At 69.1% G+C, this 26079-nt stretch carries 24 protein-coding genes and 2 pseudogenes; 15 read left to right on the top strand and 11 right to left on the bottom strand.

The features are described 5' to 3' along the window. Positions 1–25 precede the first annotated feature (25 nt). Positions 26–814 (top strand): VOC family protein, encoded by a 789-nt coding sequence (locus tag ACWGKQ_RS31180; protein ID WP_453295344.1) that lies wholly within the window; start codon positions 26–28, stop codon positions 812–814. A gap of 477 nt (positions 815–1291) precedes the next feature. Here the strand turns inward: ACWGKQ_RS31180 and ACWGKQ_RS31175 are convergent, their stop codons facing one another. Continuing rightward, positions 1292–1465: a hypothetical protein gene (locus tag ACWGKQ_RS31175; protein WP_453295343.1), complete on the bottom strand. Its 174-nt coding sequence runs from the start codon at positions 1463–1465 to the stop codon at positions 1292–1294. A 274-nt stretch (positions 1466–1739) separates the two neighbouring features. Between ACWGKQ_RS31175 and rlmN the strand changes: the two genes are divergently transcribed. The 4 genes from rlmN to ACWGKQ_RS31155 all read left to right on the top strand — a co-directional run bounded on the left by rlmN (position 1740) and on the right by ACWGKQ_RS31155 (position 6779). Beyond that, on the top strand, positions 1740–2846 hold the full coding sequence (rlmN, locus tag ACWGKQ_RS31170; RefSeq protein WP_453295342.1) for a 23S rRNA (adenine(2503)-C(2))-methyltransferase RlmN: 1107 nt from the start codon (positions 1740–1742) through the stop codon (positions 2844–2846). 200 nt (positions 2847–3046) lie between these two features. Then, the gene (locus ACWGKQ_RS31165; protein WP_453295341.1) at positions 3047–4120 is read left to right on the top strand and encodes a thiamine ABC transporter substrate-binding protein; all 1074 of its coding nucleotides are present in this window, start codon (positions 3047–3049) and stop codon (positions 4118–4120) included. A 41-nt stretch (positions 4121–4161) separates the two neighbouring features. Continuing rightward, positions 4162–5760, top strand: a complete 1599-nt coding sequence (locus ACWGKQ_RS31160) for an ABC transporter permease (RefSeq protein ID WP_453295340.1) — start codon at positions 4162–4164, stop codon at positions 5758–5760. Further along, complete coding sequence (locus tag ACWGKQ_RS31155; RefSeq protein WP_453295339.1) at positions 5760–6779, top strand: ABC transporter ATP-binding protein; 1020 nt, start codon at positions 5760–5762, stop codon at positions 6777–6779. The genes ACWGKQ_RS31160 and ACWGKQ_RS31155 overlap by 1 nt, the downstream gene beginning before the upstream one ends. 81 nt (positions 6780–6860) lie before the next feature. Here the strand turns inward: ACWGKQ_RS31155 and ACWGKQ_RS31150 are convergent, their stop codons facing one another. Both ACWGKQ_RS31150 and ACWGKQ_RS31145 read right to left on the bottom strand, forming a co-directional pair. Then, a complete protein-coding gene (locus ACWGKQ_RS31150; RefSeq protein WP_453295338.1) occupies positions 6861–7586 on the bottom strand; it encodes an LAETG motif-containing sortase-dependent surface protein in 726 nt (241 codons plus the stop codon). A gap of 138 nt (positions 7587–7724) precedes the next feature. Continuing rightward, entirely contained in the window at positions 7725–8879 is a 1155-nt protein-coding gene (locus tag ACWGKQ_RS31145; protein ID WP_453295337.1) for an LOG family protein, read from the bottom strand. 85 nt (positions 8880–8964) lie between these two features. Here ACWGKQ_RS31145 and ACWGKQ_RS31140 point away from each other — a divergent pair, with 85 nt between their 5' ends. Then, on the top strand, positions 8965–9252 hold the full coding sequence (locus ACWGKQ_RS31140; RefSeq protein WP_453295336.1) for a hypothetical protein: 288 nt from the start codon (positions 8965–8967) through the stop codon (positions 9250–9252). A gap of 75 nt (positions 9253–9327) precedes the next feature. Here the strand turns inward: ACWGKQ_RS31140 and ACWGKQ_RS31135 are convergent, their stop codons facing one another. The 5 genes from ACWGKQ_RS31135 to ACWGKQ_RS31115 all read right to left on the bottom strand — a co-directional run bounded on the left by ACWGKQ_RS31135 (position 9328) and on the right by ACWGKQ_RS31115 (position 14096). Continuing rightward, a complete protein-coding gene (locus ACWGKQ_RS31135; RefSeq protein ID WP_453295335.1) occupies positions 9328–9735 on the bottom strand; it encodes a VOC family protein in 408 nt (135 codons plus the stop codon). A gap of 95 nt (positions 9736–9830) precedes the next feature. Continuing rightward, positions 9831–11288: a hypothetical protein gene (locus ACWGKQ_RS31130; protein WP_453295334.1), complete on the bottom strand. Its 1458-nt coding sequence runs from the start codon at positions 11286–11288 to the stop codon at positions 9831–9833. Then, positions 11270–12010: an ABC transporter ATP-binding protein gene (locus ACWGKQ_RS31125; protein ID WP_453295333.1), complete on the bottom strand. Its 741-nt coding sequence runs from the start codon at positions 12008–12010 to the stop codon at positions 11270–11272. The genes ACWGKQ_RS31130 and ACWGKQ_RS31125 overlap by 19 nt, the downstream gene beginning before the upstream one ends. Before the next feature lie 200 nt (positions 12011–12210). Next, positions 12211–13575, bottom strand: coding sequence for an aspartate aminotransferase family protein (locus ACWGKQ_RS31120; RefSeq protein ID WP_453295332.1), 1365 nt, complete (start codon positions 13573–13575; stop codon positions 12211–12213). A gap of 2 nt (positions 13576–13577) precedes the next feature. Beyond that, positions 13578–14096, bottom strand: coding sequence for an Lrp/AsnC family transcriptional regulator (locus tag ACWGKQ_RS31115; protein ID WP_351323573.1), 519 nt, complete (start codon positions 14094–14096; stop codon positions 13578–13580). Between the two features lie 165 nt (positions 14097–14261). On the opposite strand from ACWGKQ_RS31115, the gene ACWGKQ_RS31110 reads away from it, so the two are divergent. The 8 genes and pseudogenes from ACWGKQ_RS31110 to ACWGKQ_RS31075 all read left to right on the top strand — a co-directional run bounded on the left by ACWGKQ_RS31110 (position 14262) and on the right by ACWGKQ_RS31075 (position 22587). Beyond that, on the top strand, positions 14262–15701 hold the full coding sequence (locus ACWGKQ_RS31110; protein ID WP_453295331.1) for a gamma-aminobutyraldehyde dehydrogenase: 1440 nt from the start codon (positions 14262–14264) through the stop codon (positions 15699–15701). A gap of 249 nt (positions 15702–15950) precedes the next feature. Next, positions 15951–17144, top strand: coding sequence for an extracellular solute-binding protein (locus ACWGKQ_RS31105; RefSeq protein WP_453295330.1), 1194 nt, complete (start codon positions 15951–15953; stop codon positions 17142–17144). A gap of 230 nt (positions 17145–17374) precedes the next feature. Next, positions 17375–18088, top strand: coding sequence for a hypothetical protein (locus tag ACWGKQ_RS31100; RefSeq protein WP_453295329.1), 714 nt, complete (start codon positions 17375–17377; stop codon positions 18086–18088). Positions 18089–18114: 26 nt separating this feature from the next. Next, positions 18115–18924, top strand: a pseudogene (locus tag ACWGKQ_RS31095) (IS630 family transposase); the annotation flags it as partial. 128 nt (positions 18925–19052) lie between these two features. Further along, a complete protein-coding gene (locus ACWGKQ_RS31090) occupies positions 19053–19466 on the top strand; it encodes a cytidine deaminase family protein (protein WP_453295328.1) in 414 nt (137 codons plus the stop codon). Between the two features lie 241 nt (positions 19467–19707). After that, complete coding sequence (locus ACWGKQ_RS31085; protein WP_453295327.1) at positions 19708–20625, top strand: endo-beta-N-acetylglucosaminidase H; 918 nt, start codon at positions 19708–19710, stop codon at positions 20623–20625. A gap of 638 nt (positions 20626–21263) precedes the next feature. Then, positions 21264–21764: a cupin domain-containing protein gene (locus ACWGKQ_RS31080; protein ID WP_453295326.1), complete on the top strand. Its 501-nt coding sequence runs from the start codon at positions 21264–21266 to the stop codon at positions 21762–21764. Between the two features lie 232 nt (positions 21765–21996). Continuing rightward, positions 21997–22587, top strand: a complete 591-nt coding sequence (locus ACWGKQ_RS31075) for a TetR/AcrR family transcriptional regulator (protein WP_453295325.1) — start codon at positions 21997–21999, stop codon at positions 22585–22587. 180 nt (positions 22588–22767) lie between these two features. On the opposite strand, the gene ACWGKQ_RS31070 is transcribed toward ACWGKQ_RS31075, so the two are convergent. Then, positions 22768–23472, bottom strand: a complete 705-nt coding sequence (locus ACWGKQ_RS31070; RefSeq protein WP_453295324.1) for a TetR family transcriptional regulator — start codon at positions 23470–23472, stop codon at positions 22768–22770. 80 nt (positions 23473–23552) lie between these two features. Here ACWGKQ_RS31070 and ACWGKQ_RS31065 point away from each other — a divergent pair, with 80 nt between their 5' ends. Continuing rightward, positions 23553–24785: an MFS transporter gene (locus tag ACWGKQ_RS31065; RefSeq protein ID WP_453295323.1), complete on the top strand. Its 1233-nt coding sequence runs from the start codon at positions 23553–23555 to the stop codon at positions 24783–24785. Between the two features lie 26 nt (positions 24786–24811). Here the strand turns inward: ACWGKQ_RS31065 and ACWGKQ_RS31060 are convergent. After that, positions 24812–24964 (bottom strand): annotated as a pseudogene (locus tag ACWGKQ_RS31060) (IS1380 family transposase); the annotation flags it as partial. Positions 24965–25072: 108 nt separating this feature from the next. Beyond that, on the bottom strand, positions 25073–26038 hold the full coding sequence (locus tag ACWGKQ_RS31055) for a helix-turn-helix transcriptional regulator (RefSeq protein WP_453295322.1): 966 nt from the start codon (positions 26036–26038) through the stop codon (positions 25073–25075). Between the last annotated feature and the right edge of the window lie 41 nt (positions 26039–26079).

Below are 26079 nucleotides of genomic sequence, written 5' to 3'. Positions count from 1 at the left end.
GCAACGGGCCGAGGAGGACCCCACCATGCTGACGACCACTTACGTCCCCGGCGCCCCGAACTGGCTCGACGTGGGCACCCCCGACACCGACGCGAGCGCCGCCTTCTACTCCGCCGTCTTCGGCTGGGAGTACCGGTCGGCCGGACCGGAGGCGGGCGGCTACGGCTTCTTCGAGCAGGACGGCAGGACGGTCGCCGGGATGGGCCCGCTCACCGAGGAGGGCGCGAGCGCGTCCTGGCGGGTGTACTTCCACACCCCGGACGCCGACGCCACCGCCAAGGCCGTGGAGCAGGCGGGCGGCAGCGTCCGGATCGCCCCGGCGGACGTCTTCGCCTTCGGACGGGCGGCCGCCTTCGTCGACCCCACCGGCGCGGACTTCGCGGTCTGGCAGCCGGGCGAGACGAAGGGCCTGGACCTCGTCGCGGTCCCCGGCAGCCTGGCCAGGACGGAGCTGTACACCACCGACGCGAACGCGGCGAAGGCGTTCTACGAGTCGGTCTTCTCCTGGCAGACGCGCGACGTGCCGATGGGCCCGGAACTGACGTACACGGTCCTCACCCCGGCCGGCGGCGGCCCGGCGGCGGCCCACGGCGGACTGATGCAGCTGCCCCAGGCCAACCTCGACGCCGGATCGACCCCGGAATGGCACCCCTACTTCGAGGTGCGGGACTGCGACACCACACTCGCCAGGGCCACCGAGGCCGGAGCCACCGCCATCATCCCGGTCACCGAAGCACCGGGCATCGGCCGCTTCGCCATGTTCCTCGACCCCTTCGGCGCCCCCTTCGCCATCATCACGACCGCCAGAACCTGACTACGACCATTGGGTCAGCCTCGCCATAGTCGAGTTGCCCGCCGAAGACGTCCCAGCGGCCTTCAGATGCCGTTTGACGAGGCTCTCGGATCGATCCCCCCGTCCCCACCGATATCGGCCGTACGGGTCCGTGGAATCGATCCGCTTCCGGGTGAGCCCGTCGTGCCGGCCCACCGCATGACGTGCGTCCCCGAGCGGGGGTGAGTCGTAGGTCGCGCAGCGATAGCCAAGAGACCGACCCGTGCCCGCCGCGTGCCGATCGAATGGGAGCGGCGGGGAGTAGCAGGGAACACCGGAGGGCGGCCCGAGGAACCGCAGGTCAGCGAACCGGCTGCTCAGCCCGCCTCCACATACGCGATCTTCCGAACTGGCTACGCGGGTTCGATTCCCGCCGCCCGCTCTGAATGCCGAAGGCCCAGGCAAGAGGTTGTTTCCCTCTCCCTGGGCCTTCAGTCGTTCCGGGGACGGGTAGCGCGCTCAGCGCTTGAAGGAGCCCCTGGCCTGTTCTTTCGCGCCCCGCATCCTGCCTCGTGTTTCGAGAGCGGCGCCTTTTGCTGCGAGGGTTTCTTTGTGCACCGCGTGGGCCGCCTTCCGCACGGTCTTTCCGACGATCTGTTCGGCCTTTGCCTTGGCCCGTTCTCCGGCGCTCATCTCGGTACCTCCGTGGGTTCTCACTGACCGTGTGCCCCTCGGGACAAAGGGGAAAAACCCTGTGGGACGTGTTGGTAACGGATGGCCGGGGGCCCGCGGGCCCGGCGGGGAGACGCCTGTCGATCTGGGTCCCAGACCCGCCCTCCGCCTGAATGATCGCCTCGATTCCTTCGTCGCGGCGGCACGCAGTCACGACTGGTAGCGACTACTGACGACAGTCGTCGCGAGCCGCAGACCCAGGCCACCCAATTGGATCTGCGACACTGGTACAGCCATGCCTAATCCCGGAGAACTCACTTTCGTCGCGCCGCGCGGAGCCAAGAAGCCGCCGCGGCATCTCGCTGATCTCTCGCCCTCCGAGCGCAAGGACGCGGTGGCCGAGGCCGGTGAGAAGCCGTTTCGTGCCAAGCAGCTGTCGCAGCACTACTTCGCGCGGTACACGCACGACCCCGAGGAGTGGACGGACATCCCGGCCGGCTCCAGGGAGCGGTTGCGCGAGGCGCTGTTCCCCGAGCTGATGACGGTCGTACGGCATCTGTCGACCGACGAGGGGACGACCCGCAAGACGCTGTGGAAGCTGTTCGACGGCACGCTCGTCGAGTCGGTGCTGATGCGCTACCCGGACCGGGTGACCATGTGCATCAGCTCGCAGGCGGGGTGCGGGATGAACTGCCCGTTCTGCGCTACCGGCCAGGCGGGTCTTGACCGGAACCTGTCCACGGCGGAGATCGTCCACCAGATCGTGGACGGGATGCGGGCGCTCCGGGACGGCGAGGTGCCCGGCGGGCCCGCGCGGTTGTCGAACATCGTCTTCATGGGGATGGGGGAGCCGCTCGCCAACTACAAGCGGGTGGTCGGAGCCATCCGGGCGCTCACCGACCCCGCCCCGGACGGGCTGGGGCTCTCGCAGCGCGGGATCACCGTGTCGACCGTCGGACTGGTCCCGGCCATCCACCGGTTCGCCGACGAGGGCTTCAAGTGCCGGCTGGCGATCTCGCTGCACGCCCCCGACGACGAGCTGCGCGACACCCTGGTGCCGGTCAACACCCGGTGGAAGGTGCGCGAGGTCCTCGACGCCGGGTTCGAGTACGTCGAGAAGAGCGGGCGCCGGCTGTCCATCGAGTACGCGCTCATCCGGGACATCAACGACCAGGCGTGGCGCGGGGACCGGCTGGGGCGGCTGCTCCGCGGCAAGCCCGTGCACGTCAACCTCATCCCGCTGAACCCGACGCCCGGTTCGAAGTGGACCGCGTCGCGGCCGGAGGACGAGAAGGCGTTCGTCGAGGCGATCGAGGCGCATGGTGTGCCCGTCACCGTCCGGGACACCCGGGGTCAGGAGATCGACGGCGCCTGTGGTCAGCTCGCGGCCACCGAGCGGTAGGATCTGGCCATTACATCTTCATATTCCGACAGGGGAGCGCCACAGCGCTGAGAGTGCGGCAACCGGGCCGCAGACCCTCTGAACCTCGCCCAGGTCATTCTGGGTAGGAAGTTCGGTCGTTACTCAAGCTGTTGCGCCCTGCCCGCACATCGCGGGCGGGGCCGCGTCTCTTCCTGGTCCACCCCAGGAGGAAATCACCAGTGCACACCAGGACCTTCGTGGCCGCGGCAGTCGGCCTCGGGCTCGTGACGCTGTCCGCGTGCTCGTCCTCGTCCTCGGACAGCGGGGCCGGCTCCAAGACCGTCACCCTCGTCAGCCACGACTCATGGGCCGTCTCCAAGAACGTGCTCCAGGACTTCGAGAAGCAGTCCGGCTACAAGGTGAACGTCCTCAAGGACGGCGACGCCGGGCAGGCCGTCAACAAGGCGATCCTGACCAAGGACAACCCGCAGGGCGACGTCTTCTTCGGCGTCGACAACACCCTGCTGTCCAGGGCCCTCGACAACGGTCTCTTCCAGCCGTACGAGGCGAAGGGGCTCGGCACGGTCGGCACGGAGTACCAACTCGACGCGGCCAAGCACCGCGTCACGCCCATCGACTACGGCGACATCTGCGTCAACTACGACAAGGCGTACTTCAGCAAGCACAAGCTGACCCCGCCGGCGTCGTACGCCGACCTCGTCAAGCCCCAGTACAAGAACCTCCTCGTCACCGAGAACGCGTCCACGTCCTCGCCGGGGCTCGGGTTCCTGCTCGGGTCCGCCGCCGAGTACGGGGACGGCGGCTGGCAGGGCTACTGGAAGAAGCTCAAGGCCAACGGCGTCAAGGTCGTCGACGGCTGGGAGCAGGCCTACGACGAGGAGTTCTCCGGTTCGGCCGGCGGCAGGAAGGCGGGCGGCGACCGGCCGCTCGTCGTGTCGTACGCCTCCTCCCCGCCCGCCGAGGTCATCTACGCCGACCCGAAGCCCAGCACCGCGCCCACCGGCGTCGCGACCGGCACCTGCTTCCGGCAGATCGAGTTCGCCGGACTGCTCAGCAACGCGAAGAACACCAAGGGCGGCAAGGCGTTCATCGACTTCCTGGTCTCCAAGGAGTTCCAGGAGGACATGCCGCTGAACATGTTCGTGTACCCGGTGGTCAAGGGGGCGAGCGTGCCGGCCGAGTTCACGAAGTACGGGCCCGCCGCCCAGGACCCCGAGACCATGGCGCCCGACAAGATCGCCGCCAACCGTGACCAGTGGGTCAAGACGTGGACGTCACTCGTACTGAAGTAACCGCCGGCCGCCGGCGCGGGAGCGCGGCGCGGCTCGGGCTGATGGCCCTGCCCGTCGCGTTCTTCGCCGTCTTCTTCGCCTGGCCGGTCGCCGCGATCGTCACCCGCGGGCTGAAGGTCGACGGGGTCTGGCGGTTCGGGCGGATCGCCGATGTGGTGGCCCAGTCCGACATCCGGCACGTGCTGTGGTTCACCACCTGGCAGGCGCTCGCCTCCACCGCGCTCACCCTGCTGGCCGCGCTGCCCGCCGCCTATGTCTTCGCCCGCCTCGACTTCCCGGGCAAGCAGGTGCTGCGGGCCGTGGTGACGGTCCCCTTCGTGCTGCCGACGGTGGTGGTGGGGACCGCCTTCCTCGCGCTCGTCGGGCGGGGCGGGCTGCTGGACGAGCTGTGGGGCGTACGGCTGGACACCACCGTCTGGGCCATCCTGCTGGCGCACGTCTTCTTCAACTACGCGGTCGTCGTACGGACCGTGGGCGGACTGTGGGCCCAGCTGGACCCGCGGCAGGAGGAGGCCGCCCGGATGCTCGGCGCCTCCCCGCTGAGTGCCTGGCGCAAGGTCACGCTGCCCGCGCTCGCGCCCGCCGTGGCCGCCGCCGCGCTGATGGTGTTCCTGTTCACCTTCACCTCCTTCGGCGTGGTGCAGATCCTCGGCGGGCCGACGTTCTCCACCCTCGAAGTGGAGATCTACCGGCAGACCTCCGAGATCTTCGACCTCTCCACGGCCGCCGTCCTCACGATCGTCCAGTTCGCCGCGGTCGGCGCGATCCTCGCCGTGCACGCGTGGACGGTACGGCGCCGGGAGAGTGCGCTGCGCCTGGTGGATCCGTCGGTGACGGCACGCCGGCCGCGCGGGTCCGGGCAGTGGGCACTGCTCGGCGGGGTCCTCGCCACCATCGCCGTGCTCCTGGTCCTGCCGCTGGCCGTACTGGTACGGCGTTCCCTGGACGGGGGGTTCGGGTACTACCGGGCGCTCGGCGACGCCGACGGCGGGACCTTCCTGGTCGCGCCGATCGAGTCGGTGGTCAATTCCCTGGAGTACGCGGTCGCGGCCACCGCCGTCGCGGTGGCGATCGGCGGACTCGCGGCTGCCGCGCTGGCCCGGCGGGACGCGGGGCGGCTGGTACGGGGGTTCGACGCGCTGCTGATGCTGCCGCTCGGAGTGTCCGCGGTGACCGTCGGCTTCGGCTTCCTGATCGCGCTCGACAAGCCGCCGCTGGATCTGCGCCAGTCCTGGATCCTGGTGCCGCTCGCCCAGGCGCTGGTCGGCGTCCCCTTCGTCGTACGGACCATGCTGCCCGTGCTGCGGGCCGTGGACGAGCGGCTGCGGGAGGCGGCGGCCGTGCTCGGGGCCGCGCCGTGGCGGGTGTGGCGGGAGGTCGATCTGCCGTTGGTGCGGCGGGCGCTGCTGATCGCGGCGGGGTTCGCGTTCGCGGTGTCGCTGGGGGAGTTCGGGGCGACGGTGTTCATCGCACGGCCCGACAACCCGACCCTGCCGGTCGCCGTGGCCCGGCTGCTGTCCCGCCCCGGTGATCTCAACTACGGCCAGGCGATGGCCCTTTCCACGATTCTGATGGTCGTGTGTGCGGTGGCGCTGCTGGTTCTCGAGCGGCTGCGGACCGACCGGACGGGGGAGTTCTGATGCTGCTGACGCTCGACGCGGCCACCGTGCGGTTCGGCGGGCGGCCCGTGCTGGACGCCGTCGGGCTCGGTGTCGCCGAGCACGAGGTGGTGTGCGTGCTCGGGCCGAGCGGGAGCGGCAAGTCGACGCTGTTGCGGGCGGTGGCCGGGCTGCAACCGCTGGATTCCGGGCGGGTGTTGCTCGACGGACACGACCAGGCGCGGGTGCCGGCCCATCGGCGGGGGGTCGGGCTGATGTTCCAGGACCACCAGCTGTTCCCGCAGCGGGACGTGGGCGGGAACGTGGCCTTCGGGCTGCGGATGCGTGCTGCCTCCAAGGCGCAACAGGGCACTGAGACAAGCGAGTTGCTGGAGCTGGTCGGGCTGCCGGGGGCGGCCCGGCGGGCGGTGGCCGGGCTCTCCGGCGGCGAGCAGCAGCGGGTGGCGCTCGCGCGGGCGCTGGCCCCCCGGCCCCGGCTGCTGATGCTCGACGAACCGCTCGGGCAGCTCGACCGCTCGCTGCGGGAGCGGCTCGTGGTTGAACTCCGGGAACTGTTCGGGCGGTTGGGCACCACCGTGCTCGCCGTGACGCACGACCAGGGCGAGGCGTTCGCGCTGGCCGACCGGGTGGTGGTGATGCGGGACGGGCGGATCGCCCAGACCGGCACGCCCCTCGACGTCTGGCAGCGGCCCGCGGACGAGTTCGTGGCCCGCTTCCTGGGCTTCGGCAACGTGGTCCGGGCGACCGTCGAGGGAGCGGTCGCGGTGACGCCGTGGGGGAAGGTGCCGGTGCCCGGGGGCTCCGGGCAGGGGGCACGGACGCTGCTGGTACGGCCGGCCGGTGTACGGCTGGTCGCCGCCGACGCGGGGCTGCCCTGCACGGTGGCCGCCCGCACCTTCCAGGGCACCCATGTCACCGTGCACCTCCAGCCCCAGGACGGCCCCCGCCTGGAGGCGGCCTGCGCGCTGCGGGAGGCACCGGAGGCGGGGGACGCGGTGGGCGTCGAGTTCGACGCGGCGGAGACCGTCGTACTGGACTGACCGCTTGCGCGGGTACGGCCGAGGCCCGCCCCCTGGGGTACGGGGACGGGCCTCGACGGTGTACGAGTGGTGAGGGGTGCGTCAGTTACCGCTGTGCGCCCCACGGCGGCGCATGCCGAACCAGACGGCGCCACCGCCGACCGCCACGAGTGCGGCCGCGACACCGGCGATCAGGCCGGTGTTGGAGTTGGCACCGGTCTCGGCGAGGTTCGACTCACCGACGGCCGGGGACGGCGCGTTGTCCGACGTGGACGCCGGGGCGGTGCTGCTGCTCTCCGTGGCCGACGGGGTCGGGGAGTCCGACTCGGCCGGGGTGGACTCCGACGGCGACGGGGAGGCCGACTCCGACGGGGAGGGGCTGGAGCTCTCGTCGGACTTGCACGCCGTCGACGAGGTCGTCAGGTTGGGAGTGATGTCCCTGTCGATCTGGATCTTGCCACTGTCGACCTTGACGTGGACGCGGTACGTCGCGTTCGGCGCCCAGTCCTCGGCGAAGGTGACCTTCGTACCTTCCTTGGAGCCCTTCATGGTCTGCGCTTCGCCGACCTGCTTGGCGTCGCCACCGTTGCTCTCGAGGAAGACGGTGATGGTGGCCGGAGTACCCGAGGCGTCCTGGTCGGTGACCGTGATGACACCGTTGGAGCCGTCGCAGGTGGCTTCGGCGGAGAACTCGGAGATGTTGCACGCGAGGGCGCTGCTGGAGAAGCCCAGGACCAGCGCGGCCGACGCGGAGGCAACACCCAGGATGCGCACGGAACTACGTGCACTGCGGCGGGATATGGACACGTTTGTCCTTACTGAATGCATAACAGCGGGGGGCTGAGGGGGAGTTGACGCGACGGTGAGGTGAGGCATCAGAATCCCCAAGAGTCCCTCAGGTCTATAAGTGTGTCGTAAGCAGTGTCAATCCATATGCGGTCCACGGATGTTGGCTTTGCCTGCTGTTTACCTGCCGAGACGTTTCAGCGCTTGTGAAGCTTGCTCGATCCGGTCAACGAGGGCGATACGGGACGCCATCGTCCGCTTTCCCGCGAGCGAGGTCAGCAGCTGCCAGGCCGGCAGTTCCCGGCTCCAGTGCGCCTCGTTCACGAGCACCATCGGGGTCGGCTCGCCCCGTGACTCGTAGTAGTTGGGCGTCGCGTTGTCGAAGATCTCCTGTACGGTCCCGGCGGCGCCCGGCAGGAACACCACGCCGGCGTTGGAGCGGGCCAGCAGGCCGTCCTCGCGGGTGGCGTTGGCGAAGTACTTGGCGATGTGCGCGGCGAAGGCGTTCGGCGGCTCGTGGCCGTAGAACCAGGTGGGGATGCCGACCGACGGGCCGCCCTCCGGCCAGTGTTCGCGGACCTCGAAGGCGGCGCGCGCCCAGTCGGTGACCGACGGCCGGAACGAGGGCGCCTCGGCGAGGAGCGCCAGCGCCTCGTCGAGCATCCCGTCGTCGAAGGGGGCCGCGTACGCGCCGAGGTTCGCCGCCTCCATCGCGCCCGGGCCGCCGCCGGTGGCCACCGTGAAGCCGGCCCGTGCCAGCTCCCGGCCGAGCCGGGCGGCACCGGCGTACTCCACCGTGCCGCGCGCCATCGCGTGGCCGCCCATCACTCCCACCACCCGGGCGCCGACGAGGAGTTCGTCCAGGGCGTCGGAGACCGCGTCGTCGTGGATCGAGCGCAGCATCGAGGCGAATATGTCGCCGTCCGCCTTGGTCTGCTCGAACCAGGCGTACGAACGGGCGTCCGGGGTCGCCTGGTAGCCCGCGTCGAGCGAGTCGAACAGCTCGTCGGGCGTGTAGGCGAAGGCGCGGTAGGGGTCGAAGGGGAGGTCCGGGACCGGCGGGAACACCAGGGCGCCGGACGCGCCGACCCGGGCGGCGGCCTCGGGGGACATCGGGCAGCCGAGGAAGACGGCGCCGGTGGTGTCCGTGGCCAGCAGGACGTCCGTACGGTCCGTCAGATCGACGGCTTGGAGCCGGTACCGGGCGAGCGTCCCGTGCGCGGCGACCACCTCGTCGAACTCGGCGAGGGACTCGATCTCACGGTCGCGGGCGGCCCGGTGCGGCTGCGCGGGGCGGGGCTGGGCGGGGTGCGGCTGGGCGGGTGTCGGATGCACCCGCCCATGCTAGGCATCGGCCGCACCGTTTCCCGGGGACGAGTCCCTGTCATGCTCGGGTCGGCTCAACACCCAGGCCGAGTCCGTGGAAGACGAGGCCCTTACGAAGGCGGAAGACATCATGGAGCTCAAGGATGTGCTGGCCGACTGGCTCGACTACGACGTTGCGGCGTTTCGGCTCGGTGTCTTTCTGGGCGTCTTTCCGCGTGACCAGAAATTCAGCCGGGTGAAGCGGATGTTCTGGATGGACGGATATCCGCTGGGTGACTTGTTGGTGGACATTCTCGACCGGATGGCGCAGGCCGGAGTTCTTCTCAAGGACGAGGACGACGCGCGGTACAAGTGGAACCCGGCGCCCATCGACCTGTCGTGAAGGTGCCGTGAGCGGCATGGGCCGGGCTCGTCCGCACGACCCATGCCAGGCACGGGGGATTTCGGTTTCGCAGGCTCAGCCCTGCACCGCCGCCGGGTCCATCCACACGACCTCCCAGCTGTGGCCGTCGAGGTCGTCGAAGGAGCGGCCGTACATGAAGCCCTGGTCCTGGGCGTCGTCGTTCGCCGTGCCGCCGGCCGCGACCGCCTTCTCCACCAGCTCGTCGACCTTCTCGCGGCTCTCCGCGCTCAGACAGATCAGCACCTCGCTGGTCTTCGTCGAGTCGGCGATCTCCTTCTTCGTGAAGTCGGCGTAACGCTGCTTGCTCAGCAGCATCGCGATGATCGTGTCGCTGATCACGACACAGGAGCAGTCGTCGGTGCTGAACTGCGGGTTGATCGAGTAGCCGAGCTCCGTGAAGAACTTCCGGGACGCGGTGACGTCATCGGTGGCCAGGTTCACGAAGATCATCTGCTGGTACATGCGGTCTCTCCCTCGGGTGTCGTGCCTTTCGCGGGGATAGACCGGAGGGTGCGGCGAAAGTCATCGGCCGGGTCCGGATTTTTTCGTACGGCCATTCAGCGTGCGAGCGGGAGTGCGGCGAGCTCGGCGATCAGCAGGGTGAGAGGGCCGAAGAAGGTCAGCAGGGCGCCGGCGCGCAGGGCCGCCGCGCTGCGCAGCACGGCCGTAGGGGCGCCCAGGCGGAGCAGGGCCGCGGTGGTGTCGGCGCGGGACTGGCGGGCCTCCACGGCGGCGGTGAGGAGGGTGGCGACCGTGCAGCCGGCCACCAGCAGGCCGCCGAGGGCGGTGAGGGGGCCGAAGGCGGGGGTGCCGCCGTCGTGGCCGGGGAGGGTGGTGGCCGCGAAGGCCGCCGACGCCACCGCGCAGACGACGCCGAGGGGGCGGCCGATGCGGGTGGCCTCCGCCATCAGGACACGGCCCGCGAGGAGGCGGTGGGCGCCGGGGCGGACGGCCTGGAGGAGGCGGCCGCAGAGGTGGGTGAGGCCGGGGGCGGCGAGGACCAGGCCGAGGGCGGTGAGGGACCAGCCGACGAGGACGCCGACGGGGCCTGCGGCCAGGCCGCCGGGGAGGGTGGTGCGGGGGGTGGTTTCGGTGACGCCGGCGTACGACTCCACGGCGAGGCCTGCGGCGAGGACGGCGATGCCCCAGGGGAGGCCGGTGGGGACGGTGCCGGTGGCGTTGCCGCGGGCCGGGAGGTCGGGTACGTGGTCCGGGGCTTCCTGCGTGCCGTCCGTGGGGGCCGGGGTGGGCGGGGTGTCGCTCACCGGCGCTTGCAGGGTGCCGGCCGCGCCCACCAGTGCCGCCCCAGCGGTACGACTGCCCGCGGGATGGCGTGATGGCTGGGGGCCGTCTGCGGGGTGATGGGGTGGGTGGGGGGTGGTTTTGGGGGTGGGGAAGATGCGGGCGCCGAAGCGGCCGTAGGCGCCGAAGGTTTCGGGTTTTGCTGTTCTGCCGTAGGCGCCGAAGCGGCCGTACACGCGGGAGCGGGTGTCGGGGTGGGGCAGGTCGCGGGGGCGGAGGGTCACCGCGACCGCCGTGGACGCCAGGACCGGGAGGACGGCCAGGAGGGTCAGGGCCGCCGGGAGGGGCAGGGGCTTGTTCGCTGCCAGGAAGTCCTTCGCGGCGCCGTCGAAGGGCATGCCCGTGAGGTCGCCGCGCAGGTGCAGGAAGACCAGGAGGGCCAGCAGGGAGCCCAGGGTGCAGGCGAGGGCCGTGTTGAGGGCGGCGATCGCCATCAGGCGGGCCGGGCCCAGGCCGAAGGCCGACAGGCCGGAGCGCGGCTTGGCGCCGGGGTCGGTGCGGGCCACCGCGACCGCGAGGTACACCGTGGCGGCGAGCGGGATCGCGCACCAGGACAGACGCAGGAGCGCGGCCGTGGTGTGGGTCGGGTGGGTCAGCGCGTAGCCGAGGGCGGAGAGGAGGAGGAAGCCCGTGCCCGCCGCCGCGGCGGCCACCAGGAGGCGGCGCAGGTGGACGGCCGGACGGGCGGCGCGGGTCAGACGGAGAGCGAGCACTCGGCCCGGCCTTCCGCTTCGGGGACCGGCGGCAGGTGGACCGTCTTCACCTGGCGGCCGTCGAGGAGTGCGACCTTGCGGTCGGCGAGCGCCGCCGTCTCCGCGTCGTGCGTGGCGAGGACGACCGTGATGCCGTGCGAGCGGGCCGCCGTGGTGAGGGTGCGCAGCACGTGGGCACGGTCGGCGCGGTGCAGCGGTGCCGTCGGCTCGTCCGCGAAGAGGACCGTGGGCGCCGGGGCGAGGGCACGGGCGATGGAGACACGCTGGCGTTCGGCCTGCTGGAGCTCGGCCGGGTGCTTGCGGGCCTTGTCGCCGACGTCGAGGCGCTCCAGCCACTCCAGCGCGGCCACCTTGGCCCGCCGCCTGCCGGTGCCCCGCAGCATCAGGGGCAGGGCGGTGTTCTCCCAGACGTTCAGCTCGGGGACGAGCGTCGGGGCCGGGTCGATCCAGCCGAAGCGGTCGCGGCGCAGCCGCTCGCGGGTGGACGGGCCCATCCGGTGCACGGCCTTGCTGTTGAACCAGACCTCGCCGCCCTGCGCCGGGACCAGGCCGCTCAGGCATCTCAGCAGCGTCGTCTTGCCGCTGCCGCGCGGGCCGCTGACGGCGAGGATCTCGCCGTCCCGGACGCCGAGCGAGATGCCGGCGATACCGGGCGAGCCGTCCTGGTGGCGGAAGTGCAGGGCGCGTGCCCACAGCACGTCGTTGTCCGGCGGGGCCTCCATGGGCGTACACCTCGGTTCTGATCCGTTTTGCCGTGCCTTCCCACGTCCGGGGGAACGAAGGCTGGGCCGATCGGTCACGTGCACGCTAGGCAGGCCAGGGGGCGGAGCCCGGACGGCACACGGCCCCGGGCCGCCGTTCTCACTCGAACGGACGGCGCCGGGGCCGGATCAGACCGCTGATCTGATGATCAGAGCATTGGTCAGAGCTTCGTCCACGCCTCCGTGAGGGTGGCACGCAGGATCTGCTCGATCTCGTCGAAGGTCTCCTGGTTGGAGATCAGCGGCGGGGCGAGCTGGACGACCGGGTCGCCGCGGTCGTCGGCCCGGCAGTACAGGCCGTTCTCGAACAGGGCCTTGGAGAGGAAGCCGTACAGGACGCGCTCGGTCTCCTCGTCGTTGAAGGACTCCTTGGTGGCCTTGTCCTTGACGAGCTCGATGCCGTAGAAGAAGCCGTTGCCGCGGACGTCGCCGACGATCGGCAGGTCGTGCAGCTTCTCCAGGGTGGAGCGGAAGGCCCCCTCGTTGTCGAGCACGTGCTGGTTGAGGTTCTCGCGCTCGAACAGGTCGAGGTTGGCGAGACCGACCGCCGCGGAGACCGGGTGGCCGCCGAAGGTGTAGCCGTGCAGGAAGGTGTTGTCGCCCTTGTAGAACGGCTCGGCGACGCGGTCGGAGACGATGCACGCGCCGATCGGGGAGTAGCCCGAGGTCATGCCCTTGGCGCAGGTGATCATGTCCGGGACGTAGCCGAACTTGTCACAGGCGAACATCGTGCCGAGGCGGCCGAAGGCGCAGATGACCTCGTCGGAGACCAGGAGTACGTCGTACTGGTCGCAGATCTCGCGCACGCGCTGGAAGTAGCCGGGCGGGGGCGGGAAGCAGCCGCCCGCGTTCTGGACCGGCTCCAGGAAGACCGCGGCGACCGTGTCCGGACCCTCGAAGAGGATCTCCTGCTCGATCTGGTCGGCGGCCCAGCGGCCGAAGGCCTCCGGGTCGTCGCCGTGGATCGGGGCGCGGTAGATGTTCGTGTTCGGGACCTTGTGGGCACCGGGGACGAGGGGCTCGAAGGGGGCCTTGAGCGCCGGGAGGCCGGTGATCGACAGGGCGCCCTGCGGGGTGCCGTGGTAGGCGACCGCGCGGGAGATGACCTTGTACTTGGTCGGCTTGCCCTGCAGCTTGAAGTACTGCTTGGCCAGCTTCCAGGCGGTCTCGACGGCCTCGCCGCCGCCGGTGGTGAAGAAGACCTTGTTCAGGTCGCCCGGGGCGTGGTCGGCCAGCCGCTCCGCGAGCTCGACGGCCTTCGGGTGGGCGTACGACCACACCGGGAAGAACGCCAGCTCCTGGGCCTGCTTGAAGGCGGTCTCGGCCAGTTCGGTGCGGCCGTGACCGGCCTGGACCACGAACAGACCGGCGAGACCGTCGAGGTAGCGCTTGCCCTTGTCGTCGTAGATGTAGGTGCCCTCGCCCCGGACGATGGTCGGGACGGGCGAGTTCTCGTACGAGGACATGCGGGTGAAGTGCATCCACAGGTGGTCGTACGCGGTGCGGCTGAGGTCCTTCTGGGTCACGGTTATCGGGTTCCCCACATGTAGGTCTGCTTCTTCAGCTTCAGATAGACGAAGCTTTCGGTGGAGCGCACGCCGGGCAGCGCCCGGATGCGTTTGTTGATGACGTCCAGCAGGTGGTCGTCGTCCTCGCAGACGATCTCCGCGAGGATGTCGAACGAGCCCGCGGTCATCACCACGTACTCGACTTCCGACATGGCCGTCAGCGCTTCCGCGATCGACTCGACATCACCCTCGACGTTGACGCCGACCATCGCCTGCCGGCGGAAGCCCACGGTGAGCGGGTCCGTGACGGCGACGATCTGCATGACGCCCTGGTCCAGCAGCTTCTGGACGCGCTGGCGCACGGCCGCCTCCGACAGGCCGACGGCCTTGCCGATCGCGGCGTACGGACGGCGGCCGTCCTCCTGGAGCTGCTGGATGATGGCGAGGGAGACGGCGTCCAACTGGGGGGTGCCGTTCCTGGACTCGCGGGACGAGTCCCTCTGGTCTGCGCTTCGACTGGCCACGACCTCACTGTGCACGACGTCTCGGCGGTTCCGCAAGGCCGTATCGATGAAATTCGTTGTTTGAGGTGTCGCAGATTGCGGATTTCGCAGACGCGGCGGCCGTGGGGGTGTTGAAAACGTGGGAACTCGGATTACTGTGGGTGTCTCAGTGAATGGACACCCGAACTTGGAGGGCCGGCAGTGAGCACCGAGCTGCGTCGTCTGCGTAACTACATCGACGGTGAGTTCCGGGACGCCGCCGACGGACGGACCACGGAGGTGGTCAACCCCGCGACCGGCGAGGCGTACGCGACCGCGCCGCTGTCCGGGGCGGCGGACGTCGATGCCGCGATGGCGGCCGCGGCCGCGGCCTTCCCGGCCTGGCGCGACACCACGCCCGCCGAACGGCAGAAGGCCCTGCTGAAGATCGCGGACGCGTTCGAGGAGCGGGCCGAGGACCTCATCGCGGCGGAGGTGGAGAACACCGGCAAGCCGACCGGGCTCACCCGCTCCGAGGAGATCCCGCCGATGGTCGACCAGATCCGGTTCTTCGCCGGTGCGGCCCGGATGCTGGAGGGCCGGTCGGCCGGCGAGTACATGGAGGGGATGACCTCGATCATCCGCCGTGAGCCGGTCGGCGTCTGCGCGCAGGTCGCGCCGTGGAACTACCCGATGATGATGGCCGTGTGGAAGTTCGCCCCGGCGATCGCCGCGGGCAACACGGTGGTCCTGAAGCCGTCGGACACCACCCCGGCGTCGACCGTCCTGATCGCCGAGATCATCGGGGGCATCCTCCCCAAGGGCGTCTTCAACGTCGTCACCGGCGACCGTGACACCGGCCGCGCGATGGTCGAGCACCCGACCCCGGCGATGGCCTCCATCACCGGTTCCGTGCGGGCCGGCATGTCGGTCGCCGAGTCCGCGTCCAAGGACCTCAAGCGGGTCCACCTGGAGCTGGGCGGCAAGGCGCCGGTCGTCGTCTTCGAGGACACGGACATCGCCAAGGCCGTCGAGGACATCTCCGTCGCGGGCTTCTTCAACGCCGGCCAGGACTGTACGGCCGCCACCCGCGTGCTCGTCCAGGAGTCCATCCACGACGAGTTCGTGGCGGCGCTCGCGAAGGCCGCGGCCGAGACGAAGACGGGCCAGCCGGACGACGAGGACGTGCTGTACGGGCCGTTGAACAACCCGAACCAGCTGAAGCAGGTCTCCGGCTTCATCGAGCGGCTCCCGGCCCACGCCAAGGTCGAGGCCGGCGGGCAGCGGGTCGGTGACAAGGGGTACTTCTACGCGGCGACCGTCGTCTCCGGACTCAAGCAGGACGACGAGATCATCCAGAACGAGGTCTTCGGACCGGTCATCACCGTCCAGTCCTTCACGGACGAGGACCAGGCCGTGCAGTGGGCCAACGGCGTCGAGTACGCGCTCGCGTCGTCCGTGTGGACCAAGGACCACGGGCGGGCGATGCGGATGTCCAAGAGGCTGGACTTCGGCTGCGTGTGGATCAACACGCACATTCCGCTGGTCGCGGAGATGCCGCACGGCGGCTTCAAGAAGTCGGGGTACGGCAAGGACCTGTCGGCGTACGGGTTCGACGACTACACGCGGATCAAGCACGTGATGACGTCGCTGGACGCGTAGGTCGTATCCGGACGCGTAGGCCGTATGTCGGCTGCGGGTGCGTGGGGGCTGGTCGCGCAGTTCCCCGCGCCCCTTGGGTATCTGGCGCTGCCCGGGGTCGGGAAGTCCCCGGGCAGCGCTTTCGTGTGTCGGTGACCGGGTGTGTAACGCCGTGTTGACCTAGGTCATCGACAAGGTGTCCGGTCCGTGTCAGGCGGCTCGACGCAGCGTCGATTGCCCGGCGACGGGCGGGCGCGACATGCTTCAGGTGTGCCCCAGACCTCTTCTCAGACGCCTGCGCTCTCCCGTCGCTCCCTGCTGCGCGCGCTCGGCGGCACCGCCGCGTTCGGCGCGCTGGCGGGCTGCGGGGTGCCCGCCGCCTACGTCAAGGCCGGCGACCGCGCCGTGACCGACGTGTCCGCCACGGACCACAGGCTGGTCTTCGCGAACTGGCCGCTGTACATCGACGTGGACGACGACAACCCGAACAAGCGGCCCACCCTCGACGCCTTCGAGAAGCGCACCGGGATCTCCGTCGACTACATCGAGGAGATCAACGACAACGACGAGTTCTTCGGCAAGATCAGCCCGGCGCTGATGAACCACCAGTCCACCGGCCGGGACCTGATCGTCATCAGCGACTGGATGTGCGCGCGGTTCGTCCGCCTGGGCTGGGTCGAGAAGATGGACCGCGCCCACCAGCCGAACGTGGCGAAGTACCTGGACCCGCTGCTGCGCTCGCCCGCCTTCGACCCGGGCCGCCTCTACACGGTGCCGTGGCAGTCGGGCATCACCGGCATCGCCTACAACCGCCGGAAGCTCGGACGCGAGATACGGCACGTCAAGGACCTGTGGGCGAGCGACCTCAAGGGCCGGGTGACCCTGCTCTCCGGCCTCGACGAGGCGTTCGCGCTGCTCATGCAGGGCAACGGCGTGGACATCACCAAGTGGACGGCCGACGACTTCTACGACGTCTGCGACGAGGTGCAGAAGCAGGTCGACCGGGGCCAGATCCGCCGCTTCACCGGCAACGACTACACCAAGGACCTGGTCAGCGGGGACGTCCTGGCCTGCCAGGCGTACTCAGGCGACGTCATCCAGCTCCAGGCCGACAACCCCGACATCCGTTTCCTCGTCCCCGAGGAGGGCGCGGAGCTCTGGTCGGACTCCCTGATGATCCCGGACCGCGCAATCCACAAGGCCAACGCGGAACGTCTCGTCGACTACTACTACGAGCCGGAGGTCGCCGCCGAGCTGGCCGCCTGGGTCAACTACGTCTGCCCCGTCCCGGCCGCCCAGCAGGTCCTCGCCGACTCCAAGGACAAGGACACCGCGGCCCTCGCCGACAACCCCCTGATCTTCCCGAACCCGGCCATGCGCAAGCGCCTCGCCATCGCCCGCGACATCACCTCGAAGGAGCGGGTGGAGTTCGCCAAGCGGTGGAACAAGATCGTGGGGTTGTAGGGCGCGCGTGGTTGTGTGTGACGAGGATTCCTGGTTGGCACAAAAGAGGGATGGTTGACGCCGGTCAGACGTTCGATCCGCAAGGAGCGAACCTGAGGTTTGCTGGAGAGGAACCGCTGTCCGTTTGCTCCAGTGCTGCGGATCCGCGGCGTGCATGCCTGGTTCGCCCGCGCCGGCGGCTGCCAAGCTGGCGCCGATAACTCCGCTCGCAGTGGTCAACTGGGGTTCCGATGCATGATGAACGATCCGGGTCCGTACTGTCCTCGGCCGGCTTCGACGCCGCGTGGTGCGCCACCGACCTCGGCGAGTACCGCGCCTGCCGTTACACCTATGAGCGCTACCCGTACGAGAGCCTGCCGCCGCTCGACTCCAGCCAGTTCACAGGAGCTTTCCAGTGGCTCGGTGGCACCCGAGGCCTCGACCCTGAGCGGTTCGCGAAGCTCAACGACTTGGCGGGGGATCTGGCAACCAGGAGCCTGTCTCTGCCGCAGGACTTCGTCACTTTCCAGACCAGCGCGAATCTGTACGGCTCGCTGGACGAGGTCTCGGTGACTGGCTGCTGGACCGACATCTCGCAACCACTACCCAGTCCCGTCGAGCCTGGTTCCTTCGTCGTGCGGTTCCTTCGGGATCAGCAGGACTGCGTCATCTGGTACCTCTACTTCCGCTCCTGGGGCGAGACGTTCGTGGTGCACTCCCACCTCGACTACGAGTACGAGTTCGAGGCCCAGCGTGACGGGGAGGAGACAGAAAGCACCCTCGATGACGCGAAGGAGCAGACGGCCGCGATCCTCTGGTGTGCACCGTCGTTTGAGGAGTTCGCCCATCGCTTCTGGATCGAGAACCGTCTCTGGCATGCGGTCAACGGAGGTGACCTGTCCGAACTCGAACCGCGGTTGCGCAACTACTTGCATCACTACGCACCACCTGAGGTTTCCGCATGACGGCGTGTCAGCACGATCATCTGCGGGTGGCGGAACGAGTACGCGTCCACGAGATCGATGGCGCCCAAGGCAAGCGCCTGCGGCGGATCGTGCGCCGGGGCACCGGGTCCGTGGTGACCTGGCGGCGGGCCCAGATGGTCCTGCTGCCCGCCCAGGGCATGTCCGTGGCGAAGATCGCCGAGTCCAAGCCGGCCGATCACGGTCTGCCGTTCTCGACCTGGAGCCCGGCCAAGCCGGCCGACTTCCCGGTCGCCGAGGGGGTGGTCGACGACATCAGCCACGAGGGCCTGCGGGTCCTGCTCCGCGAGGAGGGCGTCTCAGTTCAACGCATAAAGACCTGGAAGACCTCCCGGGACCCTGACTACGCCGCCAAGAAGTCCCGCGTCGAGCACCTGTACGCGATCGCCGACGGCGAGGCCATACCCGAAGAGGACGAGCCCGACGTCGTGTTCTGCCTGGACGAATTCGGCCCGCTGAACCTTCAGCCCCCACCGGGGCGACAGTGGGCCGAGCGCGGAGGACGGCACCAGGCCCCCGACCGGGAGCCCCGGCCCCGGCGGCGGGCGGCCTACACCCGACCTCACGGAGTTCGGCACCTGTTCGCCGCCCTGGACCTGGGCAGGGACAAGCTCTACGGCCACATCAAGCCGAAGAGGAACCGGACGAAGTCCCTGGATTTCTGCCGCTACCTGCGCAGCCTCTACCCGTCGGAAACGCGGATCGCGATCGTGCTCGACAACTTCTCCCCGCACCTGACCACGAAGAAGGACGCCCGGGTCGGCGACCGGGCCGCAGCCAGCAACGTCGAGTTCGCCTACACCCCGACCAACAGCTCCTGACACAATGAGCAGGGCAGCATGATCCGCCGCTACGTCATCAGGCGCAACAAGCACACCGCCGGTATTCGCTTGCGCACGATCGTCACCCGGGCCAACGTCGTCCGACACCTGGCGAAGGCAGAGAGATGACCACAGAGACCCACCACGTCGATCACGAACTCATCCAGGCCGCGGCGCATGTGGCTCGCACTCGCTGCCGGGGTGACAACCACACCATGGCAGCCGCGGCCCGCGCCCGGGACGGCCGGATCGTCACCGCGGTGAACGCCTACCACTTCACGGGAGGACCGTGCGCGGAACTGGTCCTCATCGGTGCGGCAGCCGCCCAGGGCGCCTACGAGCTGGACACGATCGTCGCCGTGGGCGACCGCGACCGAGGGGTCGTTCCCCCGTGCGGTCGCTGCCGTCAGGTCCTTCTCGACTACTTTCCCGCCCTCAAGGTCATCGTTGGCGAAGGCGACCGCGTCCGAACCGTCCCTGTCACCGACTTGCTGCCCGAAAGCTACGTCTGGGCCGACCATCAGCTCGACGCTGAGTAACCACGACGCTCAGCACGGGCCGGCACCGTCAACCGACAACCGGGCGAACGTTGTCTGATGCGGCACTAGTAACTCCCTTGCCGGGACCCAGGGTTACGGTGCGACGTGCGTGCGTGGGACTCGGGAAGAGTTCCCGCATGGTTCTGGGGAGTCGGTCACGGGAACGGAGAGATCCGGGGGGCTTTCTCGGCGCCCGCGAACAGGTCGGGCGCCGCTCCATGCGATGGGAGACCGATCAACGATGTTCACTCCGGTGCGGAGCAGAATACGGACGGCCGCGCTCGCGCTCTCGGCCATTACGGCCCTCGTCTTAGGCGCGACCGCCACGACCGGCGCGGCAGCGGCCCCCGCTCCCGCGAAACAGGGACCAACCTCGGTGGCGTACGTCGAGGTGAACAGCAACAGCATGCTGAACGTCGGCAAGTACACCCTCGCCAACGGCGGCGGCAACGTCTTCGACGTCGCCGTGATCTTCGCCGCGAACATCAACTACGACACGGGCACGAAGGCGGCGACCCTGTACTTCAACGAGAACGTGCAACGCGTCCTCGACAACGCCGCCACGCAGATACGGCCGTTGCAGCAGAAGGGCATCAAGGTCGTCCTCTCGGTGCTCGGCAACCACCAGGGCGCGGGCTTCGCCAACTTCCCGTCCCAGCAGGCGGCTTCGACGTTCGCGAAACAGCTGTCGGACACCGTGGCCAAATACGGCCTCGACGGTATCGACTTCGACGACGAGTACGCCGATTACGGCAACAACGGCACCGGCCAGCCCAACGCCAGCTCGTTCGTGTACCTGGTGTCGGCGCTGCGTGCCAACATGCCGGACAAGATCATCAGCCTCTACAACATCGGCCCGGCCGCGTCGCGCCTGTCCTACGGTGGCGTCGACGTCTCGTCCAAGTTCGACTACGCCTGGAACCCGTACTACGGCACCTGGCAGGTCCCCGGCATCGCGCTGCCCAAGTCGAAGCTGTCGCCGGCGGCCGTCGAGATCGGCGGAACCTCACAGAGCACGGCCGCCGACCTCGCCCGCCGCACGGTCAGTGGGGGGTACGGCGTCTATCTGACGTACAACCTCGACGGCGCCGATCGCAGCGCCGATGTCTCCGCGTTCACCAGGGAGCTGTACGGCAGTGACGCCCACTACACGCCGTAGGTCGACCACACTCCCCGGCGTCCGCTGTCCCCTCGGGGCGTGCTGCATCCCGTAGGGTCGCGCCTCGGGCAGGCCGCGCTTTCGACAACGATGTCGGAGGCGCGGTCGCCACAGGTACCGTGACCTACGCTGTACCAAAGTGCCGGCCATCTCCCTGATTCTGTGCTTCCGGCCGCTGAAGCTGGTTGGCGTCAGCGCAGGTCGCGAACGTCGCCCGATGTCAACTAGCAGTCTTCGTCACATCCAGCAGTCCTTGTGCCTCTGGCCGTAGAAGGATCTCCGGAACCCCCACCGATGGAACCCGTTCTGGCAGTTCCGAGAGGAACCCGCAGCAGCTGCCCGAGGACTGGTTCAGGGTTGTCGTCGAGGCATCGGCCTCGGACCCGCTCGCACGTAGCCCTCAGGTTCCGACGGGCGGGAGTCGTTCGACTGGTCCGGGTGGCGACCGGCACGCCGATGACCGATGCCGCTGTCTTTCTGTAGATCTCCGAAAACATTTCATTTGTGTCAGTTGACATCGCACAACGCGCGCTACTAGGTTGCAGACCGTTCGGTCCATGGACCGAACGGTCCGGTATGGAGTTCGGGCGGCACGGTAGCCGGCCGCCGGTCTGAAGATGTCAGGAAAGGTGTCTCTCTTGTTGACGACAGACTCAAATGAGCACGAGAAGAGCGCGGTTCACGTTCCCGCATCCGGAGGTACCGTCAAGTGGGTTTCGGGTGACGAGTACACCATCAAGCTCACCGGTGAGCAGTCGAACGGATCGCTCGGTTTCGTCGTCGCGACCGTGCCGCCCGGAAACGGGCCGGTCGCGCACATACACACGGAGCACGACGAGTCCTTCTTCCTGCTCGACGGTGAACTGGAGTTCCTTGGCGGCGAAAAGACCTTCACGGCTTCGACCGGCGACTTCGTTTTCGTGCCGCGTGGTATCCGGCACCGTTTCAAGAACCTGACCTCCACGGACGTCAAGATGGCATTCTTCACCACCCCCGGGGGTCAGGAGGAGTTCTTCCTCAGGTATGGCGACGAACCGCTGCCCGGTCATTCGCCGGAGCTGTGGACCATGGACCGTTTCACCCCGGAAATGCTTGAGTTCTCCGACAAGGTTCTCAAGAACGTACTCGCGCCCGAGTAGAACCCAAGACGTGCACCGCCGCTTGGCCGGGATCGGTGCCGCGGCCCGGCGGAATGTGCGAACCAACCGATGTGTCCGGCGGCATCGGCGCCGGTATCGCCAAGGCTCTTGCTGCCGAGAGCGATATTGGGCCGATCGGCCTGGAGGTTGATCGGCCCGGAGGTCGACCCTGCTGATCGCGGGCCGTTCAGCCGACAGATGCAGACCGTTCGGTCTGCTAGGGTTCGCGGGTATGTCCCCTCGTACTCGCGACCCGGAAGTCCGGGAACGGATCCTCGACGTGGCGTCCCGGCTGTTCGACAGTCACGGTGTGCGCGCGGTCGGAATGCAGCAGATCACCGATGAGCTGGGCTGCGGCAAGGCAATGCTGTACCGCGAGTTCCCCACCAAGGACGACCTGGTCGTGGCTTATCTGGAGCGGTACATCCACGCATGGGACCGGGTCAGGGAGTCGGTGGCTGAGCGACAGCCCGACGACCCTGCCGGCCAACTGGTCGCGATCATCAGTTTCACCGCCGAGCAGGCTATGGCGCCGGGCTACCGTGGTTGCCCGGTCCGCAACATCCACGCCGAGTTCCCCGACGAGGGTCATCCCGCACACAGGGTCTCCGTCGCCTACTACGACCGGGTGCACGGCGACCTGATCGACCTGGCCGAACAGACGGGCGCCGCGGACCCGCGCAGGCTGGCCGACCGGCTGATGCTGATCATGGACGGCCTGAACGCCGGCGGCGCAGCCCGCGGCCGCGCGGGTGCCGCGCCCGCAGGCGTGGCGTTCGCCGAGGAAGCGACCCGACACGCCCTGGGGCGGTGCGGGACGTAGGCGGTCCCGCGATGCAGTACCAGATACGGCGTGCGGCAGGTGAGCCGGAGCCGCCCCCGTCTTTTGGGGCGGTATGCCGGTGTGACCAGAGCGGATCGATGAGAAGGGTCACCGGAGAACTCGCCGGGAACCAGGGGTGCGGCCGGCGTGGCCGCGGGTGCCCTGGGCGACGGGGAGACCCTACGACCGCGCTTCGGCCAGGCTGAGGACACCGAGGATCTGGCGCAGGAAGATGTCTTGCAGGGTCTGACGGAACGATTCCGGTGCGAGCGACTGCCCGAGTTCGCGCATCACGGTGGCGATGGCGTCGGTCGGCCGTGTGAAAGGCCACAGCCCCGTGAGGGTGAACTGGACGGTGACACTGAAATCCCAGCTGTCGCCCTCGCTGAATGCGGGGAACTCCGCGCGTACAAGGTCGGCGAGCCGTCGGCGGTTCGCGTACGTCTGGCGCTTGAACTCCCGGGCGAACTCGACGGGGATGTTGCGTTCCAGGATCGTCGCGATGCCGCTCATCAGCTCACACAGCAGCGGCCGGGCCAGTAGCGTGCCCGCGAGGACGGCCGCGACCCGGCGCGGGCGGGCGGGCCCCGAGCGCAGCAGACCCCGGGTCGCCGCCGGCAGCGCGGTCTCCAGTTCGCTGAGCCAGTCCTGCCATTCGGCGTGCAGGATCTGGGCGAAGATCGCCTCACGGCTGTCGAAGTAGCGCAGCACGTTCGACATGGACAGGCCGACTTCGTCCGACAGTTCGCGCAGACTGACGTCGGCGGCGCGGCGACGCGCGAGCAACTCGCGAGCGACGGCAAGGATCGCATCCCGCCGCTCCTGCACCTGCTCAGGGGTGCGCGCCCGCTTGAATGCCCCCTGCGGCGTGCTCTGCGTGCTCACATTCCGGATACTAGCGCCCGGTCTCTGTAATAGAGAGGCTCTCTCTTAATAAGAGAGAGCCTCTCTGTTATTTTGGAGGCATGTCGACGTCAACGCCGCCCGCCACTGGTCAGTTCAGGGCGGACGGGAACAAGCAGGAGGGCCTGGGTGCACTTGCCTTCGTCCTCGCCGCGGCCTGCGGTCTGGCCGTCGCCAACATCTACTACGCGCAGCCGCTGCTGAGCCTGCTGGCCAGGTCGTTCCACACCAGCGACGGCGCGGTCACGATCGTCGTGACCGTTACGCAGATCGGCTACGCGGCGGGCCTGTTCCTGCTGCTTCCCCTGGGCGATCTGATCCAGAACCGCAAGCTCACGTCGGCCATGCTGGTGGTGACCGCCGCCGCACTGGCCGTCGCCGGGTTGTCGCCCGGCCTCGCCGTGTTCCTGGCCGCCTCGATGATCATCGGCGTCACGTCCGTGGTGGCGCAGATCCTCATCCCGTTCGCAGCGCATCTGACCGGGCCGCAGAACCGGGGGCGGACGATGGGAACCGTGCAGAGCGGGATGCTGCTCGGCGTCCTGCTCGCCCGGGCGCTGTCCAGCCTGGTTGCGGCAGCGTGGGGCTGGCGTGCGATCTTCTTCATCTCCGGCACGCTCATCCTGTGCCTGGCCGTTGTCCTGTTCCGGATGCTCCCGCCCCGCGCCCCGGACCACACGGCCGGCTACGGCCGGCTCATGTTGTCGATAGTGGCGATCGTGCGGGAGGAGCCGGTCCTGCGGGAACGATCGCTGCGCCAGGCGATCATCTTCGCCGCGTTCAGCGCCTACTGGACAACCATCGCCTACGAATTGGGGGACGCACACGGGTTCAACCAGGCGATGATCGGGCTGTTCGCACTGGTGGGCGCGGTCGGCGTCGTCGTCGCCCCGGTGGCCGGTCGGATCGCGGACCGCGGCACGGACCGGTTCGCCACCGGCGTCGCGCTCCTCATCCTCGTCGCCGCCATGGTGATCGCATGCACGGGCGCCGGCAGCGTCATCCTGCTCGGCGTGGCCGCGGTGCTGCTCGACATCGGCATGATCTGCAACCAGATCCTCAGCCAGCGCCAGATCTATCAGTTGCGGCCGGACGCGCGGGCGCGCCTGAACACCGTCTACATGGGCAGCGCGTTCATCGGCGGCGCGATCGGCTCAGTGGCCGCCGGCCACCTGCACGGCGCGTACGGCTGGACCGGGGACACGATCTTCGGCGCGGCGCTCGGCGGCCTCGCCTTCGTGCTGTGGGCCCAGTCCCGCCTCCGGGCACACTTCGTGCGGCCATCCCATTCCTGACAGGTTGTTCTCTCGAACCTCGCGTGCAACACAGCCAGGATCCGGATCGCTTCGCCTCCGTCGGCGAGTACGACCGCCGGGTCCACCTCGACGAGGCCGGTATCGTGCCCGGTCCCACGCGGCCGCAGCCGGTACAGAGCATCGGTGAAGGCGCTGGTCAGCGAGGTGGCGTCGACCACGTGACCTCGGACGAAACGCGCCGTCGAGCAGCAACGGCGAACAGAAAGTAGGCCCTGGAGACGCTTCCGGCGCCGGTTGAGATCGGCGCTCGTGCTCGGCGTGATCCTTTACGAGAGCCGATTGCCCCCGTTGTCCTCGAACAGTTCTTGGGTGCGGCGCAGCAATGCCTGCCTCACGTCGTCCGGGGACAGCACGTGTAGCGGGGTGCCCAGGCTGAGCAGGTATGCGGCGAGCTCGTCAGCGTCGTTGCCGCCGATCTCGACGATGGTTTCCTCGGGGTCGTCCGGATGGTGGATGCCGACTATGGGCCGGACCAGTCGCAGCGCTGCGTCCAACGGCAACGGCAGGCGGACCTTCGCGGAAAGCGGGTAGGTGCCGCCGCTGATGCTGCGTGAGACGAGAACCGCCGGGTCGGGTGGGTCGACGATTTCCACCAGCTGCCCCGTCGGCTGTGTGTGCGCCACCCGGTCGGCCCGGAACGTCCGCCACTGGTCGCGCGCCACGTCCCGGGCGACGAAGTACCAGCGGCGCCCGGTGTGCACGAGGCGGTACCGGTCGACCTCGCGGACCGTGGCCTTCCCTTCCCGGTCTCGGTACGACAGGCGGGTGCGCTCGCTGCGGCGGCACAAGACGGCCAGTTCCAGCAGCATGCCCGGCGCGATCTGCTGCTCGTCGTGCCTGGGCGTGTACGCGAACGCGCCGTCCAGTTCGCCGAGCCGGTCCGCGATCCGCGGGGGCAGTCCCTGCCGCAGTTTCAGCAGCGCGGACAGCGATGCCTCGTTGCTGCCGAGGACGCCGCTGAGTGCGGCCTCGCGCAGGGCGACGGCCACGGCGAGCGTCTCCTCGTCGTCGAGGACCAGCGGCGGCATGCGGGTGCCGCTCCCCAGGCGGTAGCCGCCCCAGGGGCCGGGCTCGGACTCGACGCCGTAGCCCAGTTCCCGCAGCCTGGCGATGTCCCGGCGGACGGTGCGTTCCGTGACCTCCATCCGACCGGCCAGATCGCGGGAGGTCCACGACGGCCGTGAGGACAGCAGCGAGACCAGTCGCAGCAGACGGGCGGAGGTACTGATCACATCTCGAAGTATCGCCGATGACCCGGACAGAACCTGTCCTG

The organism is Streptomyces sp. NPDC054770, assembly GCF_053611985.1.
This window is presented reverse-complemented; position numbering and strand designations above follow the sequence as displayed.

Coding starts and splice junctions, on each gene's coding strand:
- ACWGKQ_RS31180 (WP_453295344.1), top strand. CDS start 26: ATGCTGACGACCACTTACGTCCCCGGCGCCCCGAACTGGCTCGACGTG.
- ACWGKQ_RS31175 (WP_453295343.1), bottom strand. CDS start 1,465: ATGAGCGCCGGAGAACGGGCCAAGGCAAAGGCCGAACAGATCGTCGGA.
- rlmN (WP_453295342.1), top strand. CDS start 1,740: ATGCCTAATCCCGGAGAACTCACTTTCGTCGCGCCGCGCGGAGCCAAG.
- ACWGKQ_RS31160 (WP_453295340.1), top strand. CDS start 4,162: ATGGCCCTGCCCGTCGCGTTCTTCGCCGTCTTCTTCGCCTGGCCGGTC.
- ACWGKQ_RS31155 (WP_453295339.1), top strand. CDS start 5,760: ATGCTGCTGACGCTCGACGCGGCCACCGTGCGGTTCGGCGGGCGGCCC.
- ACWGKQ_RS31150 (WP_453295338.1), bottom strand. CDS start 7,586: ATGCATTCAGTAAGGACAAACGTGTCCATATCCCGCCGCAGTGCACGT.
- ACWGKQ_RS31135 (WP_453295335.1), bottom strand. CDS start 9,735: ATGTACCAGCAGATGATCTTCGTGAACCTGGCCACCGATGACGTCACC.
- ACWGKQ_RS31125 (WP_453295333.1), bottom strand. CDS start 12,010: ATGGAGGCCCCGCCGGACAACGACGTGCTGTGGGCACGCGCCCTGCAC.
- ACWGKQ_RS31100 (WP_453295329.1), top strand. CDS start 17,375: ATGCATGATGAACGATCCGGGTCCGTACTGTCCTCGGCCGGCTTCGAC.
- ACWGKQ_RS31090 (WP_453295328.1), top strand. CDS start 19,053: ATGACCACAGAGACCCACCACGTCGATCACGAACTCATCCAGGCCGCG.
- ACWGKQ_RS31085 (WP_453295327.1), top strand. CDS start 19,708: ATGTTCACTCCGGTGCGGAGCAGAATACGGACGGCCGCGCTCGCGCTC.
- ACWGKQ_RS31075 (WP_453295325.1), top strand. CDS start 21,997: ATGTCCCCTCGTACTCGCGACCCGGAAGTCCGGGAACGGATCCTCGAC.
- ACWGKQ_RS31065 (WP_453295323.1), top strand. CDS start 23,553: ATGTCGACGTCAACGCCGCCCGCCACTGGTCAGTTCAGGGCGGACGGG.